Source organism: Marinobacter sp. CA1 (genome assembly GCF_020546665.1).
In the GTDB taxonomy this organism is placed as follows: Bacteria; Pseudomonadota; Gammaproteobacteria; order Pseudomonadales; family Oleiphilaceae; genus Marinobacter; species Marinobacter xestospongiae.
In genome coordinates this window covers 2,168,339-2,185,248 of record NZ_CP071785.1, presented here as the reverse complement: position 1 = coordinate 2,185,248, position 16,910 = coordinate 2,168,339, and the positions used below count along the sequence as shown (strand labels likewise).

Below are 16,910 nucleotides of genomic sequence, written 5' to 3'. Positions count from 1 at the left end.
ATTATAGGCGCATACCGAAGTATGCGCCCCATTAGGATCTGCCGGGTCCAACCAAAAATCAGGTTGGTCTCCAGGCTCTTTGCAACCACCCGACCATCCGGCGACCAGATATCTGAGGCTGAAGAGCTGACTCCATTTGAACCGAAGTTGACCTTGGCCAGATAACCCGGGACCGGTCCAGAATCCTATGGACAAATAGGGCGTTTTTCAGCTTCTTGCCGCATCTTTTTTATTCAGCCAAGGCGGCTCCCGTCCGATCTTCTCCACCAGAAAATCGATAAAGACATGCAGGCCTACGCCCAAAGCAAGCTGGCATTAACGATGTGGAACAACGCTCTGGCCGCATCATACGGCCACGAGGGACCGGTATTCGTGGCCGTTAATCCGGGGTCCTTGCTGGCATCCAAAATGGTTAAAGAGGGCTTCGGCGTTGCGGGGAAAAGCCTGTCGATCGGAGCAGATGTCCTCGTTCGAGCGGCGCTTTCAGAAGAGCTTGCCGGTGCCTCAGGCCTTTATTTCGACAACGACAGGGGACAGTTCGGCCCGCCGCATCCGGACGCACTGAATGAAGCGAAGTGCGCATCGATAGTTAAGGCTATCGAAGAGCTGGTCGGCCCCTCAAAGCGTTAACGTTTCGGTCCGGCAACCACAAGGTTCGCCGGACTCGCTCATCTCTTGGTCAGAGATTCTGATTGGCGACCTCAATCGCCAGTTTGCCCGAAAAGCGTTTGGCCATGAAATCCTCCTGGGCATATACAACATCACGCAGAGCGTATTTTTTTGCCACCACCGGAATACTGCCTTCTCCAGACTATGGAGAGCATCTGGGGCATAGACTGTTGGCGTGTAGCAATTAGGGCATCACGCCGCAGTGGAATCGGCCCTACTCCCCGAATCCTCTGTAATCTCGCCCAAAGTCCGCCCGGTTCGACTGAACCAACTGCTGGGGCAGAGGCAATTGACCATGGACATCATCACCGCTGGCACCCTGAGTTCCAGCTTTAATGAACCTCTTCACGAATGTCTGCTAGCTGCTGCCCGGGCCACTCATGATCAGGCAGCAGCGAGATCGAGATAGGCGTTAACTGCATTGAGTGGCGGTTGTTGGTGCGGATAAACAGGCTGCCAAATGTGACTAATCTTTGATCCGGCACTGCGGAACAAGGATTTGTTCACGCCTCGAGGGGTGTTCCTAACTGCTTTTTGATTTCGGTGGCTATGGTGTGAATGCGAGCAGGTTGTTCTCGCCCGAACAACGAGACCAGATACAGGGTCTCCATGACCGGAAACGCAAGTTCATGCACGCAGACGAGCGACCGTGCAGGGTAAGCTTCGACGGCATGTCGAGGCAGTACGGTAAAACCGAGCCCTCGGCTGACGGGCTCCAGAATTAGACCGATCTGATTTGAAAAACCTCGTCGTGGCAACGAGTTGAATGAATGTTGTGAGAACTCTTCGAAGTTTGCATCCAATAGAATCTCAGCGTGGTGTTGGCCGTCCGGGTGATCAATGAACCCCAGTGTCTGCAATGCTGCCCAATCGGGATGGGGCAGATTTTTTGGCATCACCAGCAAAAGGGATTCCTCTCCAACCGCTTCCCAATGCAAACCGGGTTCATTGGGCTTTCGGGTCGTGAGCCCGATATCGATACGATCATCCAGCAAGGCTCGCTCGATATCCGGGTTGGGCGCGAATCGATAGTCCAGTGCCAGGAGCGGATGCGCTTGCTGAAGGTCCAACAAGCGCGGATAGAGTTTCAAGCCAACGCTCCCCGGGGACATTAGGCGAACCTCTCCGGCATCGGCTGGGTCCTCTCCCACTTCCGTCGCCAGGTTTGTCATCGACTGAAGAATGTCGCAGCCCCGCGTGTACAGCGTCCGTCCTGAATCGGTCAGCGTGAAGCGTTTTTTGTCCCTGACCAACAGGGTGACCGACAGCGAGTTTTCCAGTTTGCGAATGTGCTGGCTGACCCCGGATTGGGTCATGAACAGTTTGTCTGCAGTGCGGGTAAAATGGCCGGTCTCAACCAGGGTGCAGAAAGTTCTGAGCCAGACGGGGTTTATCATTACATTTCGTACTCACTCTTAGTTTAAATGATAATTTTACGTGATCGTTAGCCCGTTGCACACTGCTGCAACACGTTACAACACGGAGAGGCCAAACGATGACTCACCCCTACCCCAGAACCTTTTCTCACATTGGAATTTCAGTACCGGACCTGGAACGCGCAGTCGAGTTCTATACCCAGGTGCTTGGCTGGTACCTGATCATGGAACCAACCGAGATTGAGGAAGACGACAGCGCCATTGGCGAAATGTGTACCGATGTTTTCGGCGCAGGCTGGGAACGCTTCCGGATTGCTCATCTCTCCACAGGAGACCGGATCGGCGTTGAAATATTCGAGTTTCAGGGGCAGGAAAACCCGGAAAACAACTTCGAGTATTGGAAAACCGGCATTTTCCATTTCTGCGTACAGGACCCAGACGTGGAAGGCCTGGCAGAGCGTATTGTGGCTGCCGGTGGCAAAAAACGCATGTCCGAGCCCCGCTACTACTATCCCGGTGAAAAACCTTACCGCATGATTTACATGGAAGATCCTTTCGGAAACATTCTAGAGATCTATAGCCACAGCTATGAGCTGATCTACAGTGCCGGTGCCTATTAACCGGACTGGCAATCGCCGAACGGCTGGTTGGAGAGATCCGACCCGCCACCAAGCGTCAAGGTTCAGAAACCTGATCAGTCGTTGCAGGCATTCCAATGTTCCTCAAAGAAGTCGAGGAATACCTGAATGCGCGACGACAGCGAGGTGTTCCGATAGTAAACGGCGCTGACCAGTTCACGGGGATTAGGACGGACCAGTTGATCGCTCAACACTTCCACCAATCTGCCCGAGGCTAGATCCTCCCGGATCATGAAATGAGACAGGTAGGCCAGTCCGTTTCCCTCCAGGCAGAGCTTGCGCACGGTTTCTCCGCTGCTGGCACGAAGGGTCGGGCTCACTTTCAAGCCTTCCCCCAGATGCCACAGATTCAGCGATTCTGGCGCAGTGAAGCCGATGATTTCATGCTGGGCGAGTTCTGAAAGAGAACGGCACTGCCCACAACGCTGAAGATATTCCGGTGAAGCCACCACGGACAGTGGCGAGCGGCCGAGCGCTCTGGCATGAAGCGTCGAATCGTCCAGGGGGCCAATCCGGATCGCGATATCGATCCGTCGTTCCAGAAGATCGACGATCTGATCGCTGGCCGTTAATTCGAGCTCAATATCTGGATAGGTGTCCCGAAATTTCCGAACGTGGGGCACAATCTGATGCAGCAGAAAAGGGTTCGCGGCGTCTACACGCAATCGCCCCGCCGGCCTCTGCTTTCGAACAGCCAGCTGTTCTTCTGCCTGCTCCAGGGAAGCAAGCCCCTCACGAACCTTATCAACGAACAGCCGTCCCTCTTCTGTAAGTCCCACTTTTCGGGTGGTTCGATTCAGCAGAGTGGTATTCAGGGACTGTTCGAGACGAGTGACGGCCCTCGAGACTCGCGTTACCGATACTTCCAGCTGTTCCGCCGCGTTGCTGAAGCTCCCACTATCGACCACTGACAGTAGGAAATTGAGATCGTCCGACCGGCTTTTCATTTCATTTACCGCAAAAGTTATTTTCGAAAACGACTGTTTATCGCAAAAGTATGCGGCCTCACACTTACCAGCGTCAATCAATCCTCCTCTATGAACTGGAGTCCGCTATGCCCATTGCACTTTTCGCGCTCACGCTGAGCGCCTTCGCAATTGGGACCACCGAATTCGTTATCGTTGGTCTGGTCCCAACCATTGCCCAGGATCTGGGCGTTAACCTGCCATCCGCTGGCCTGCTGGTCAGTCTCTACGCCCTCGGTGTTGCGGTCGGCGCTCCGGTGCTGACAGCACTGACCGGTCGCTGGAACCGAAAACTGGTCTTATTGTCGCTGATGAGTCTGTTTATCGTTGGTAATCTCCTTGCCTGGCTGGCGCCGAATTACGGATCGCTGATTACCGCCCGTATTCTCACCGGCCTTGCCCACGGTGTGTTCTTCTCGATCGGCTCAACCATCGCCACCAGCCTTGTGCCGAAGGAAAAAGAAGCCAGTGCTATCGCCATCATGTTCACCGGGCTCACCGTTGCCCTGGTAACCGGTGTTCCCCTGGGCACCTTTATCGGCCAGACCTTTGGCTGGCGAGCCACCTTCCTGACTGTTGCCGCCCTCGGCGCAATCGCCCTGATCGGAAGCGCACTTCTGCTGCCGAAGAACCTGAAGCAATCCAAGCCGGCCACCCTCCGTCAGCAGTTCGAGGTGATTACCCATCCACGGCTGTTGTTGGTGTATGCGATGACCGCCATCGGCTACGGCGGCACCTTCACGGCGTTCACCTACCTTACGCCCATCCTTGAGGATGTCACCGGGTTCGCATCCCGCATGGTCAGCCTGCTGCTGCTGGTGTACGGCGTCTCTGTGGCAACCGGCAATATCTGGGGCGGCAAACTGGCCGATCGACTGGGGCCAACCTCCGCCCTATACATCATTTTCGGCGGGCTGGCAGTCATCCTTTTTGTGCTGACGTTCACCGCCTATAACCCGATTGCCGCAGTCATCACCCTGCTGATCTGGGGCGCTTTCGCCTTCGGCAACGTCCCCGGCCTCCAGGTCTACGTCGTCCAGCTGGCTGAACGCTACACCCCGCATTCAGTGGATGTGGCCTCCGGCCTGAACATCGCCGCATTCAACATCGGTATTGCCGTGGGCGCCTGGCTCGGCGGCCACGTCGTGGCCGATATGGGGCTGATGAACACCCCGTGGATTGGCGGCGTTATCGTCATCGCGGCACTGCTGCTGACACGACTTTCAGCTTTGCTGGATAACCGCCAGCCAGCAGTCGCGTAACACCTAATCGAATGAAATGTCAAAGGCCCCCAGAAGGGGGCCAATGCGGCGCAATCAGGCGCCGGTCGACGAGTCATTACGGCTCATTGCTCAAGATGTTCTGGGAGTATTTCATCATGAAAGCTGAAACGTTTATGGCCTGGGGCGTGAAGGACAAGAGCACGCCAACCCAGGCTCTCCAACAGAAAAGCACAGACGCAATACCCACTCCGGGGCCAGATGACGTCGTCATCCGGAACGAGTACATCGGGCTGAACCCGGTTGACTGGAAAGTGATCCAAAATTGGCCCGTCTCCTGGGCGACCGGACACATACCCGGCGTTGATGGCGCCGGCACAGTGGTTGAGGTGGGCGAGAACGTGAGAGGGGTTGTTCCCGGCCAGAGAATCGCTTATCACCAGGACCTGCACCGCAATGGCAGCTTTGCCAGCCACACGGTCGTGACTCAAAAAACGCTACTGAGAGTCCCGGATATATTGCCGCTGTCACTAGCCGTCGCGCTACCCTGCCCGTTGATGACCGCCTGGCAGGCAATTGAAAAAATCCCACGCATGCCAGAGGCCGATGTACTCATTACCGGTGCCGGCGGCATGGTAGGCCGTTTTCTGGTTCAACTGGCCGTGCAGCGGAATTACCGGGTGACAGCCATGGCATCGGCCCGGCACCACAAGACGCTTCGTCAGTTGGGCGCAGAAACAACGATCGGCTGGAATACCCAGCAGTCTGACAGCGAATTCTTCGCTGTGTTTGACACCGTGAATGCGCAGCACGCCTCGTCAATGGCCGGTCTGGTTGAAGCCAATGGCCATATCGTGTGCATACAGGACCGCCTGGAAACACCGCCTTTGCCAGCGTTCGACAAGGCCCTCTCCCTCCATGAAGTGGCCCTGAACGGGCTTTTCCGGGCAGGCAGCGATCGGCAATGGGCTCAATTCCGCCAAGCCGGAGAGGACCTTCTCACCATGGTGGCCCGTGAAAAACTGAGAGCCCCGGAACCACACATCGAACCCATGACAGCGCTTCCTGAGGCGCTGGAGGAACTAACAACTCAGGATCGTCCACTCAAGACGGTCATCGACGTCCGTCACTTCACAAACGAGGAGTAAACCATGACAACTGCTATTCCAAATCCCGGCCTTGGCACCTTCCGACTGAAAGGCGAGGACCTCAAATCTGCGGTCACCGAAGCGCTTGATCTGGGTTATCGTCACATCGACACCGCCCAGATCTACGAAAACGAAGCTGAAATCGGAGACCTCCTGGCAACCTCAGGCGTTGATCGCTCCGAGCTGTTTATAACTACCAAGGTCTGGTACACCAATCTCACACGGGACGCATTCATTCCCAGTGTGCGAGAGAGCCTGGCCAAGTTGAAGACAGACTACGTCGACCTGTTACTGATCCACTGGCCGTCTCCCGATGATGAAGTTCCGATGGAGGAATACATCAGCCAGCTGCTCGAAGCCAGGCAGCTGGGGCTGGCCAGAAACATTGGCATTTCCAACTTCACCATTGAGCAGATGCAACGAGCCATTCACATCGCTGGAGAAGGTGAAATCCTGACCAATCAGGTGGAGGTTCACCCCTTCCTGCAAAACAACGCCGTGGTGGAGTTCTGCCAGCGCAATAACATCGTGGTTACCGGATTCATGCCATTAGCTGTCGGCAAGGTGCTGGAAGATAAAACTCTTGCCAGAATTGCCGAACAACGCAGTGCGAGTATTCCCGAGGTGGTCATCGCATGGTTGAAGCACCGCGAAATCGTGGTGATTCCATCATCCACTAAGCGAGCGCACCTTGCGTCAAATCTGGAGTGTGTTGATTTGGTACTCTCAGAGAACGAAATTTCCGAAATAGAAACGCTGGATCGCGACGAGCGCATCGCGGATCCGGATTTTGCTCCGATCTGGGATCGTTAGAGGCACTGGCAAAAAGCGGTTCACACTCAAAACGTGGCTTTGCAGCAAGGCCGGTTGCCTTTGCAAAAGTTACAACGGCGAGTGTAGATCGCCCTGAAGGCCCCGAAGAGCACACTATGAGTGTCTGCATTGGGCGTTTGATCTAGTCAAGGGCTGCGGCCATTGGCTGCGAACCACGCCTAGCATCTACAGCCTTCAGATCGCGCAGAGGCGATTCGGACTTGACAATAAATAACCAGAACCAATTACTGGCCCACACCACGCAGCACTGTGAGGATTTTTAGTCGCGGGCCCCCGGGAGGAAGTTCCGGAACTTCAGGCCATCGCTTTGGTGCTTTTGGTTCAGGCGTTCTGGCCACTATTGCATCGGATGCGGCTATCCAGACCACTCGGGACGCGGCCTGGAGCCACATGGAACAGGCCGGCGCCCAACTGATGAACTGGTTCAGTGTCGGTTGCGAACTGCACCGGGATTGGCGCAATGACATCGAAGGTTTCGGTGGCATTCTCGCCAATCACCTGCGCCACTACGTCAACCTGATGCAGAGCTACATGGCCCAAAAAGGCTTAATCGAAACAGCACTGCCCTCCATACCCATAGGGATCGTGGGTATGGTTTTTTGGCACCTTCGTGTTTAACACTGATCAGTTACTAATGCGAAACTTTGTATCCGAACACAGCTCAACACAATGGCCGATAAAGGCAGGATAACCATAAGTAATTGATATTTTTTGACTTTATTTTTTGATTGACGATGCATTACCGAAATATTTAAGTGTTCGACTACTTTGTTCCCCATTAGTAATCAGAGGCTCCCAAGTTCTCTTTCAGGCTTCGAAGCTGATTTTTCCCACCCTTGCTTTTTTCGATAGATGGTCGACGCACTGATCTCAAGTAACGCGGCTGCTCTAGGAATATTTCCCCCACATTTCTCGATAGCAGACTCAATAATTCTTCGCTCTTCTTTCCAGAGCGGGAGAATGGTGCCGGCATCCCGCCTCAGATCAGTGGAGTCCGACCCGCTCATATCCACTAGTGGATCGCTACTCAGCACCGTGTCGGTCTCTAAGGTATCAGTCTCTGGAGTGTGATTCGAATGAGATGAATTAGCATAAATAAGTTGTGCTGAGTTATAACTAGATCCAAGGCCATCGGCCGATTGGGCGAGTGTGCTCGGTAACATCGAGCGTAAGACTGTGGCTCCTTCATTCAATACCACAATATTTCGAATCACATTGGAAAGCTCTCTGACATTGCCCGGCCAGGAGTACTTCATGAAAAAGTCACAAACACATGCATCAAAATCTCGAAACGACTTATTTTCATCCTTGGAGTACTGCTGAAGAAATTCTCCGGCAAGCTGCAATACATCCTTTCCCCGCTCCCTTAAGGGCGGCATGTGCAGTGGAATAACATGGAGTCGATAATAAAGATCTTCTCGAAAACGCCCTTCTCGGACTTCTAAAAGAGGATCACGATTGGTGGCGCAGATAAATCGAACATCGACTTTTATTTCCTTGCTACTACCCACAGGAGAAAAAGTTCCAGACTGAATAAAACGCAGAAGTTTACTCTGAAGATCCATCGGCATTTCACCAATTTCATCAAGGAAAAGTGTACCTCCAGATGCCCGCAGGGCTGCTCCCTCCCTCGCTGACGCCGCTCCGGTAAATGCTCCTTTGACATGACCGAAAACTTCACTCTCGATCAACTCCCGGGGTATTGCGGCGCAGTTAATTGCCACAAATGGTTTGCCAGATCGATTACTTTCTTCATGAAGCGCTTCAGAGCATAGTTCCTTTCCGGTACCACTCTCACCGGTGATGAAAACACTGGCCTTGCTGGCGGCACAGCTCTCGATAATTCGGTAAACTCCTTGCATAGGCAGGGACGCGCCAATCATTTGATGGAAGCGGTCCCGCTCAAACGTTTTCTGGTATTCGTCAACAACGTACTGTAGATGCTGTCGCTTGAGAATGTTGGTAACAGTTACTTCCAGCCGGGCCTTGTCAAACGGCTTTGATAGGAAGTCAGTGGCACCACGGCGCATGGCATCAACAACCAAATCCACAGACCCGAAAGCGGTGATCACAATCACTGGGATCGAAGGAATACTGGAGCGGACGTGGTCAAGAATGTCCATCCCGCTCATATCAGGAAGCCGAACATCAGTAATCAGCAGGCTGATCGTTTCACAAGTTAGAAGATCCAGTGCAGACTGACCGTTTTCGGCTATCAGAACTCTGCACTTCCCCTTCAAATAGCTCTGGTACACAAGGGCGTTTGATGCACTGTCTTCCACCAACAGAACTTTAGGTAACTCTTGCGCCGTCACTAGCACCTCCGCTTCCGAAATTTTTTTACAAGCCAATGTCTAATCATCCTGCCACAGATCACTTTGTAAGTGATTTCAGGTGAGAAGCATATTCTTCAATGGTGCTATCCATCAGAGTCTTCAGAGAATTCATCATTGCCAGAGCCTCATCAAGCTGATCATTAACGATAGCCAGTTCTAAGTCTTTGGCCTTGACATGGAGCCTCATGGCACCAAACGTTCCGGAGCAGCTCTTCAGGGCATGTGCTTGCTCCCTTAACTCCAGATAATCTTCATCGTTAATCGCTATATCAATAAGATGAGATCTTTTCTTAACTTCATTCATGAAAACGGAAAGCATCAATGGAATTGAAGATTCGGAGGTATCTTTAGACAACTGTTTGAGAACTACTTTGCTCAGCAGAGGCTCACCTGCATCAATGGCTTGATTGGCTTCAGGCAGTGGTAGCGTGTTATCAATACTGTGATTTACGGTTTTAACCAGTCTCTGAAGATTAAACGGTTTGCTGACAAAGTCGTTCATACCCGTTCTTTTACAGCGGTCCATTTCAGACTTTTCCGCGTTGGCACTGACCGCTATTATCGGGGTTTGCGCATTCACTCCACCTGACTGTCGGATGTGCTGCGTCGCTTCCAAACCATTCATTACCGGCATGCGCAAATCCATCAGAATGGCGTCAAATGGCTCGTTGGCTGCCATGGCAACCGCTTCCCGACCATCCTTAGCCGTTTCCACCAAGAACCCCCTTGATCTCAGCATCTCTGCCCCGATCACAAGGTTAGCCTCTACGTCATCGACCAACAGAACCTTACGCTTTTCGATAAACCACTGGTCCAGAGGCGATAGAGCTGGGTCGGCGGATTCGTCACTATTGACCTTATCCCGGTAGTTCACCAGGTCTTCCTCCGTGGCCTTGGTATAAGGTATCGTCACAGAAAACGTCGAACCGTGCCCAAGCGAGCTTTTCAGACTGATGGTTCCGTTCATCCCTGAAATTAGTTGTTTGGCGATCGCCAGCCCGAGCCCTGAGCCACCGAAACCGCGATCCCGAGCCGCATCAACCTGACCGAACTCAGAGAAAACCGACTCCACAAGCTCTTCTGGAATCCCAGGACCAGTGTCCCGAACCTGAATCTTCAGCCAACTTCCCGAATCATCATCATCCAGAGAGTCAAGCTCGACCAGAACCGTGCCCTCTTCAGTGAATTTCACTCCGTTATCCAACAGGATGGTGAGCACCTGCCTCAAATGGTCACGGTCAGCAATGACCAAATCAGGTACATACCGGGCAGCCTGGGATGTAATCAAAACTTCTTCTTTCTGACGGTGAACCTCAATACCCGATATAGCCTCTTTAACGAGATGGAGCGGAGAAAACGGAATCTTCTGATACTCGGTCTCTCCCGCTTCAATGCGGGAGAAGTCCAAGATTTCATTGACTACCTGAAGCAAGGAATCACCAGATCGGCGGGCCATCTGTAGGAAGCGATGATCCTCGCGAGCGAGCGTTACCCGATGATCAAGCAATGAAAGGGAGCCCAGAACCGCCGTCAGTGGCGAACGAATCTCATGACTCATGTGGGACAGAAACCGCGATTTGGCCCGGGACGCATCCTCTGCGTTCTCCTTTGCGGCCAGTAATTCATCTTCCTTTGCCTTGCGGTCCGCGATATCACGGATCGTGGCGGTCACATACACTTCCTCATCAATCCTAACCGCGGTCAGCGCAAGCTCAACCGGGAACTTATCGCCGCTTTTTTTCAGCGCGAACGTTTCAATGCGCTGACCAATGAGCGGACCTTCACCCGTGTTTAGAAAGTGAGAAAAGCCCTTGTGATGAGCATCTCGAAATTCCGGAGGGATAATGAATTCCGCCATTTCCTCGCCAAGCATCTCACCTTTTCGCCAGCCGAACATTATCTCTGCGGACTGGGAAAAATCCGTCACCCGTCCGTGCTTGTCAATGGTCACCAACGCATCAAGGCTGGAGTCGATCAGACTTGATTTCAGTCGTTCACTGACCCGGGCACTTTTCTCAAGCCTGGCGGCGTCTGTACGATCCCGAATGACTAGGAGGTAACTGCCCTCCTCGTAAGAGTCAAACGACAAGATCCTGACTGAAGTAAGCGCCCAGAAGCCATCGCTTCTATAAAAGCCAAAATCAATCCAGCCATCGATTTGTGGATCGTCACTTTGCAGTGAACCGCGGAACTCTGCCGCATTTTCTCCTAGCAACTCAACGACTGGCTTGCCATGAATCGGGTGATCCTGTCTGTTGACAAGCAGCTCCATGGCCTGGTTTGCAAACACGACCTGATCGCGTTTGTTGACAATCACCATCGCATCCGGTGTTGCCTGGAGCAACGCCGTGGTTTCGGCATCCTTTCGCTGATACCTTGCATTTACTTCGATTAGCTTGGCGTTCAGGTCTTTCAGACTCTGTTCCCGTTTTTGAACTTTTGCCAGCATGTAATTGAAAGCCTGTACTGTTTGCGACAACTCGTCGGTACCATTCACCTCAATGGGGGGCGAGTCCTCACCGTTGGATACCTGATTGGCCGTATCCCGTAACTTTATAAGCTTGTGAGTCAGGTAACGAGCAAACAGAAAGGATGTGAGCGCAACCAAAACCAGCTCCAGACCGGCAATGCTGTAAAACCGGAGTTTGGCCTGGGCCAGCGTTTGCTCCAATTCCCGGACGGACATTCCAATCTCGATCCATCCGAATTGCTGCCCACCGACAACAATAGTCTGGCGCTGGTCGTATATACCGTCATCAATACTATCTATCCCCTTATCGGGAGTAATGGTTGCTGAATCAGCGATCCCGCTCGCGACCACCAATTGCTCATAGTCACTGACACGCACATACTCAACGCCTTGCAATGTTTGTATTTTCTCAATCTGTTCGTTGAGAGAAGCAATATCGCTCGTGACCAGGTCGTCCACCACCACTGAACTGGCAAGCATCAGCGTATCTCGTGCCCGATGCTCCAAGGAGTCATTAAACGTCTCTCGGATAAAGAATATGGCTTGCCATACCAAAATTGAGAGGAAAAACACCTCGATCAACCCTATTCCAGCAATGGTCTTCCATCGGAAAGACATGCTTAACCTCCCAGTAAAGCCAATATCATACTATTCCAAGTTAGACGGAATATTCAGCGCGAACATCGTCCCGGTCTTTATCAGAGGCCCGAACAAATCATTTCATTCCAAGTTTGGCCAGAAGCTCCTGCCCTTCCGCATGTTTCGCCAACCCGACAATGGCAGTCTGAATGACTGTCCGGATGCCTGGTGGCAAGGAAGGATGTGAAGTAATGGCGTGCCCCGCATATGGAGCGGAAACCCAGAAAATCCTTGATGAATTCCGAACCTCAAATTCCAGCTCACTGGATGTTCTGAAAATGCCTCCACCCGCAGGAAACAGCCCTTTAGACACGGCTCGATAAACTGAATCGTGCGAACGCACAAAAGCGGTACGATGACCCGGAGTGCCTTGAACAAGAGACGCTCTGGCGATCAGGGTTGCTACGAATGTATGGGGTGCGGGAAAGGCCACTGTTGAGCTTGCAAGGTCGCTCAGATCTGAAAACTCAGAATCCTTCGCCACAATGACAATCCCTTGAATCGAATGTTCGCTCTGGCGGGCTATTGCCTGGTAACCCGGAACTTCGTTAATTACGGTGCAGTGATATGGATTCATATAGTCGATGTCGTAAACCCCCTCGGCCACTCGTCGCTTGAACTCCGGAACCGATGGAGCCGTCGATTCCGTATGCCTTGTCCGGTTTCTTGTTCCAGATAACGTACCAGCGGAGCCAAGGCTTGTGCGAGCTTTTTGGCTGGTTGTTGGGGAACTACACCTAATATGAGTTCGCATGTGCTCTCTTCTACGGAAAACACTTTGGAGCCCCAGACAAGCGCAATCAGAGAGATGAGGACTCGGTTCATACCTTTTTCCAATGTTGAAGAGAGTTTAGTACAGTTGGGCAAAATAAATAGCAAACGCCACGCCGAAAGAAATTTCTTTTAAAATTCAGTTCATTGTCATCAGTCGTGACAGAACTTTGCTGACCCATTCGCAGAATGCTCAGAAAAAGCGAATAAAAGAGAGAAACTGCATTGACCTTTGCATTTTGCAATGCGTTATGAAACATCATTGCCAAGCCGCCCGGTTCTATTCTTATTACTCCTTGTTTTATCTCGCTTTTTTTTACCTTGGCATTGTTCACGCTTTCATTGCCTCAGATTTGATCTTGAGCATCATGCCTGAAGGAGAACGTCATGTGGGCAGAGCTAAACAGGAACATCAACAACACGTCCAAGACAATCGTCATTGCCGAAGACAATTGCTCCGAGCGTCTCCGACTTACCGCCATTGTCTCCAAACTTGGCCACCAGGTCCTTGAAGCTTCGGATGGCGCTGAAGCGTTGGCATTTGTCGAGAGCCAGTCGGTTGATATGGTTATCAGTGATTGGCGGATGCCCAACATGTCCGGTTTCGAGCTATGCCAGAACATTCGATCAGATTGGGACTATCCTCCCTACATCATATTACTGACTGGCCAGAACACAGTGCTGGATCTTGCTGCTGCGATGGATGCAGGGGCAGATGACTTCATTGCTAAGCCTTTTGCAGGCGAAGAACTGCGCGCCCGCATCAATGCAGGTTTGAGACTGATAGAAGGGCGGCAAACTTTGGCGAATCAGAACAGCGAACTAATGTCTTCCCTGGCTCGCGAAAGCACCATCCTTGACCAACTGAGAATAGATCTGGCATCAGCAGAAAAGCTGCAACGTTCCACACTTTCTATACCGAAAGCGCTGCCCGGCGGGCTTAGGCTTCTCCACTATTTCCGCGGGGCTACAGGCGTCAACGGTGATGCCTACAGCGTCATTCCCCTGACCGACAGCGTTGTCGGCTTCTACTTAATTGATATCTCCGGGCATGGCGTCCGTGCTGCCATGTTGTCCTTTTACGCAACCCAGATGCTCTCCGGCAGCCTGCTCTGGCGTCAGGATCCCGAATCAGGCAGGCGGATTCCGGAAACTCCAAGCCGCCTTGTATCCCGGCTCAATGCACTCTTTCTACGCCAGTTCAATGGGCGGGAATACATGACCATGATCTACGGCACGATCAACGTCGAAACAGGTATTGGTATGTTGTGTCAGGCGGGCCATCCGGCTCCGGTCATCTGTCCCTCCAGCGACGACCCCAGCCCCTTTCAGGTATTGGGTGGAGGCGGGTTCCCAGTAGGTATTCTCGAGCAGGCCACTTTTCGAGATTACCCGTTCGAACTGAAGATTGGCGAACGTTTTATCGTGTCCTCCGACGGTCTAATCGATTGTTACTACGAGCAGGGATTGCCGATGTCGCTGGGACATGTGGCTGCGCTACTTGATCGCCTCAAGGCGGCAGGCCAGGAGAACCTGCAACCTCGCTGGGAAGCTTCATTGAATGACATCCTCGACCGTCAAAAACAGACTGATGATGTGTCCGTTCTAGTGATCGAACGCCATTCCCCCAGTTCTTCAATCCGACCGCCTGGAGCTGCCAGTGAAAGCACGTTCAGCGACCTGCGATGACATTGAAGCAGCCATGGAATGGGTGATCACGAAGCTCGACAGCCATAAGGGAGATCAGGAGTTCTGTCATCAATTGCTCTTCAGTGTTCGGGAAGCACTGAACAATGTCGTCGAACACTCGGGAGCAACTACCTTCTCCATTCGGCTGAGGGCCTTTGAAAGACAGGGACAACCCTGGATCGGATTCAGGTGTCGAGACAACGGCAAAGGTTATGTGATCCCTTCGCATAACAGATCCCAGCCCCTTGCGTTACAGGGGCGAGGATGGCCAATCATTAAGGCCTGGACCGATAGCGTGAGGCTTCGGCGGCTGGGTGAGATCAATGAGCTGACACTGTTCAAAAACGTTCAGCCTGGGAACAAATCAATCAAGTGAGGTGACAACCATGCGATCTTCAAACGCCATTAAAACCGGTCTTCGTAGTAATGCCACTGTGATACCACCTTCGGTGCTATCTATGCCTGAAAAAGTGGTCATGAACAACGCCGACGAAATTAGCGTTGAGCTTCTTAGCCGAATCGACCAAGGCGAGCACATCTGGGTAATCAACCTGACAGAAACGGCGTTTATGGATTCCAGCGGCTTGGCGGTGCTGATATCAGCGTGGAAAAAAGTGCAGCAGGCCGGAGGCGTTATGCTCGTAGCTCAACCGACGCCAACCGTTCGGGCGCTGCTGGAACTGACCCGCCTTCACGAACTTTTCGAAATATACGAAGACGTAAACGACGCAATCGAACAAGCAACCAGGTAACTTCCATGATCCGGCATAGCGCAAGCGCAATGAATGGGGCTCAGGCAGTAATAGGAAGAGCTCTTGAGATTACCCGCAGCAACCGGTTCTTGCAGAACGTCGGTTGGCTGAGCCTCGGTATGTTGGCCACTCGCGTGATAAGACTGGGCATCACCATCATGGTTGCCCGTAACTTCGCGCCAGACGCCTTTGGCCAGATCGCACTCATTTTTACAGTGCATGAGATCGTCTCCTTCTTGTTGCAGCGCTGTACCACCGTCAAACTGATTCAGGCACCCGCCCGTGAACTGCCAGATTTCTGTCGCTCCATTTATTTGCTCAACTGGCTTCTTGGCTGGGGGCTGTTTGCCGCTCAGTGCTTTGCAGGCTTCATTGTTTCGCACATCTATGAGCAGCCGGAACTATGGTTTCCCATCAGCGTCCTGGGACTGTCCCACCTGATCATGCCGATGGCAATGGTGCAGTGTGCACTGAACATTCGCGCTGGGAAGCTGGGCATTGTTGCCCGAATAGATGTATTGCAGACATTTTTTGAACTGGGCGTCATAGCAGCTCTCCTGGCGCTCGGTTTCAAGATCTGGGCGCTGGTCATTCCAAAGACACTGGTGAGCATGGTCTGGGTTCTAGGTCATCGATACGCCAGGAAATGGAACTACAAAAAAACCGGCAGGACGGCAGCCTGGCGACCAATCCTCCGGTACAGCTCTGGCCTGCTGCTCATTGATGCGCTGCAGGTGGTCAGACAGAACGCAGATTATCTGGTCATTGGCTACGTTCTGGGTATCGAAGCCCTCGGATTGTATTTCTTTGCCTTCAATGCTGGCCTGGGAATCGCCACTTCCTTTGCCGGAGCCATGAACAGCGCCCTGTTGCCCCACCTTTGCCAAAACAGGCATTCCAGCGATGCAGTGAAACACCGATTTCTGTCGAGTCTCAAGATTGTGGCCTTGTTGGTAGGTGGGTTGGTGCTGGTTCAGGCGTCATCGGCATTCCTTTACGTTCCCATCGTCTTTGGCCAGGACTGGGCTGACCGAGGCAGCGTCCCTCTCATCGCAATCCTGTGCCTCGCGGCCCTGCCCAAGTCTTTGTTCGATTCCGGAAGCCAGTACCTCCGAGCACTTGATCGCCCTATTCAGGACATTTGGGCCCATATCACGCTGACAGTGACCCTCCTTGCCACCGTACTCGCGGGAGTCAGCCACGGGCTCATGGGGGTAGCGGTTGGGGTGCTTGGAGCTTATCTGGTCGGTGCCGTTGTGATGGCCAGGTATTGCCTGCGGCCACCGCGCCAAACCCGCTGACGCCTTGTCATACATTAGCTGCGCAAGTCACCTTATCAAGCTGTTGAGCCACATCCTATGAGGTGGACCCAATCAGTTGGACAACCTGATGGTGTCCCTAAG

General features: G+C 52.8%; 15 protein-coding genes and 1 pseudogene. 10 read left to right on the top strand and 6 right to left on the bottom strand.

What is annotated here, in order from left to right; genetic code table 11:
• The first annotated feature begins 285 nt into the window (after window positions 1-285).
• Window positions 286-630 (top strand): hypothetical protein, encoded by a 345-nt coding sequence (locus J2887_RS10040; protein ID WP_227175864.1) that lies wholly within the window; start codon window positions 286-288, stop codon window positions 628-630.
• A gap of 542 nt (window positions 631-1,172) precedes the next feature.
• Here the strand turns inward: J2887_RS10040 and J2887_RS10035 are convergent.
• Window positions 1,173-2,066 carry a LysR family transcriptional regulator gene (locus J2887_RS10035; RefSeq protein ID WP_227175863.1) on the bottom strand — a complete coding sequence of 298 codons (894 nt, stop codon included), beginning with the start codon at window positions 2,064-2,066 and terminating at the stop codon, window positions 1,173-1,175.
• A gap of 98 nt (window positions 2,067-2,164) precedes the next feature.
• Here J2887_RS10035 and J2887_RS10030 point away from each other — a divergent pair, with 98 nt between their 5' ends.
• Window positions 2,165-2,665, top strand: a complete 501-nt coding sequence (locus J2887_RS10030) for a lactoylglutathione lyase family protein (protein WP_227175862.1) — start codon at window positions 2,165-2,167, stop codon at window positions 2,663-2,665.
• A 74-nt stretch (window positions 2,666-2,739) separates the two neighbouring features.
• On the opposite strand, the gene J2887_RS10025 is transcribed toward J2887_RS10030, so the two are convergent.
• Window positions 2,740-3,630, bottom strand: coding sequence for a LysR family transcriptional regulator (locus tag J2887_RS10025; protein ID WP_227175861.1), 891 nt, complete (start codon window positions 3,628-3,630; stop codon window positions 2,740-2,742).
• Window positions 3,631-3,737: 107 nt separating this feature from the next.
• Here J2887_RS10025 and J2887_RS10020 point away from each other — a divergent pair, with 107 nt between their 5' ends.
• The 4 genes and pseudogenes from J2887_RS10020 to J2887_RS10005 form a co-directional block, all read left to right on the top strand.
• Window positions 3,738-4,910: an MFS transporter gene (locus tag J2887_RS10020; RefSeq protein WP_227175860.1), complete on the top strand. Its 1,173-nt coding sequence runs from the start codon at window positions 3,738-3,740 to the stop codon at window positions 4,908-4,910.
• A 116-nt stretch (window positions 4,911-5,026) separates the two neighbouring features.
• Window positions 5,027-6,016 (top strand): zinc-binding dehydrogenase, encoded by a 990-nt coding sequence (locus tag J2887_RS10015; RefSeq protein ID WP_227175859.1) that lies wholly within the window; start codon window positions 5,027-5,029, stop codon window positions 6,014-6,016.
• Between the two features lie 3 nt (window positions 6,017-6,019).
• A complete protein-coding gene (gene dkgB, locus J2887_RS10010; protein ID WP_227175858.1) occupies window positions 6,020-6,829 on the top strand; it encodes a 2,5-didehydrogluconate reductase DkgB in 810 nt (269 codons plus the stop codon).
• A 351-nt stretch (window positions 6,830-7,180) separates the two neighbouring features.
• A pseudogene (locus J2887_RS10005) lies at window positions 7,181-7,393 on the top strand (hydrolase); the annotation flags it as partial.
• A 242-nt stretch (window positions 7,394-7,635) separates the two neighbouring features.
• Here the strand turns inward: J2887_RS10005 and J2887_RS10000 are convergent.
• From J2887_RS10000 to J2887_RS09985, 4 genes are all read right to left on the bottom strand, one after another.
• A complete protein-coding gene (locus tag J2887_RS10000) occupies window positions 7,636-9,165 on the bottom strand; it encodes a sigma-54-dependent transcriptional regulator (RefSeq protein WP_227175856.1) in 1,530 nt (509 codons plus the stop codon).
• Window positions 9,166-9,223: 58 nt separating this feature from the next.
• Window positions 9,224-12,274 (bottom strand): ATP-binding protein, encoded by a 3,051-nt coding sequence (locus J2887_RS09995; RefSeq protein ID WP_227175855.1) that lies wholly within the window; start codon window positions 12,272-12,274, stop codon window positions 9,224-9,226.
• 97 nt (window positions 12,275-12,371) lie between these two features.
• Window positions 12,372-13,049 (bottom strand): phosphate/phosphite/phosphonate ABC transporter substrate-binding protein, encoded by a 678-nt coding sequence (locus tag J2887_RS09990; RefSeq protein WP_227175854.1) that lies wholly within the window; start codon window positions 13,047-13,049, stop codon window positions 12,372-12,374.
• Between the two features lie 67 nt (window positions 13,050-13,116).
• The gene (locus J2887_RS09985; protein WP_227175853.1) at window positions 13,117-13,401 is read right to left on the bottom strand and encodes a hypothetical protein; all 285 of its coding nucleotides are present in this window, start codon (window positions 13,399-13,401) and stop codon (window positions 13,117-13,119) included.
• Window positions 13,402-13,453: 52 nt separating this feature from the next.
• Between J2887_RS09985 and J2887_RS09980 the strand changes: the two genes are divergently transcribed.
• From J2887_RS09980 to J2887_RS09965, 4 genes are read left to right on the top strand one after another with little or no spacing between them, the layout of a single operon-like run.
• Complete coding sequence (locus J2887_RS09980) at window positions 13,454-14,755, top strand: PP2C family protein-serine/threonine phosphatase (RefSeq protein WP_227175852.1); 1,302 nt, start codon at window positions 13,454-13,456, stop codon at window positions 14,753-14,755.
• A complete protein-coding gene (locus J2887_RS09975) occupies window positions 14,727-15,131 on the top strand; it encodes an ATP-binding protein (RefSeq protein WP_227175851.1) in 405 nt (134 codons plus the stop codon). The genes J2887_RS09980 and J2887_RS09975 overlap by 29 nt, the downstream gene beginning before the upstream one ends.
• A gap of 10 nt (window positions 15,132-15,141) precedes the next feature.
• Entirely contained in the window at window positions 15,142-15,507 is a 366-nt protein-coding gene (locus tag J2887_RS09970; protein ID WP_227175850.1) for an STAS domain-containing protein, read from the top strand.
• A gap of 5 nt (window positions 15,508-15,512) precedes the next feature.
• The gene (locus tag J2887_RS09965) at window positions 15,513-16,808 is read left to right on the top strand and encodes an oligosaccharide flippase family protein (protein ID WP_227175849.1); all 1,296 of its coding nucleotides are present in this window, start codon (window positions 15,513-15,515) and stop codon (window positions 16,806-16,808) included.
• Window positions 16,809-16,910: the final 102 nt, after the last annotated feature.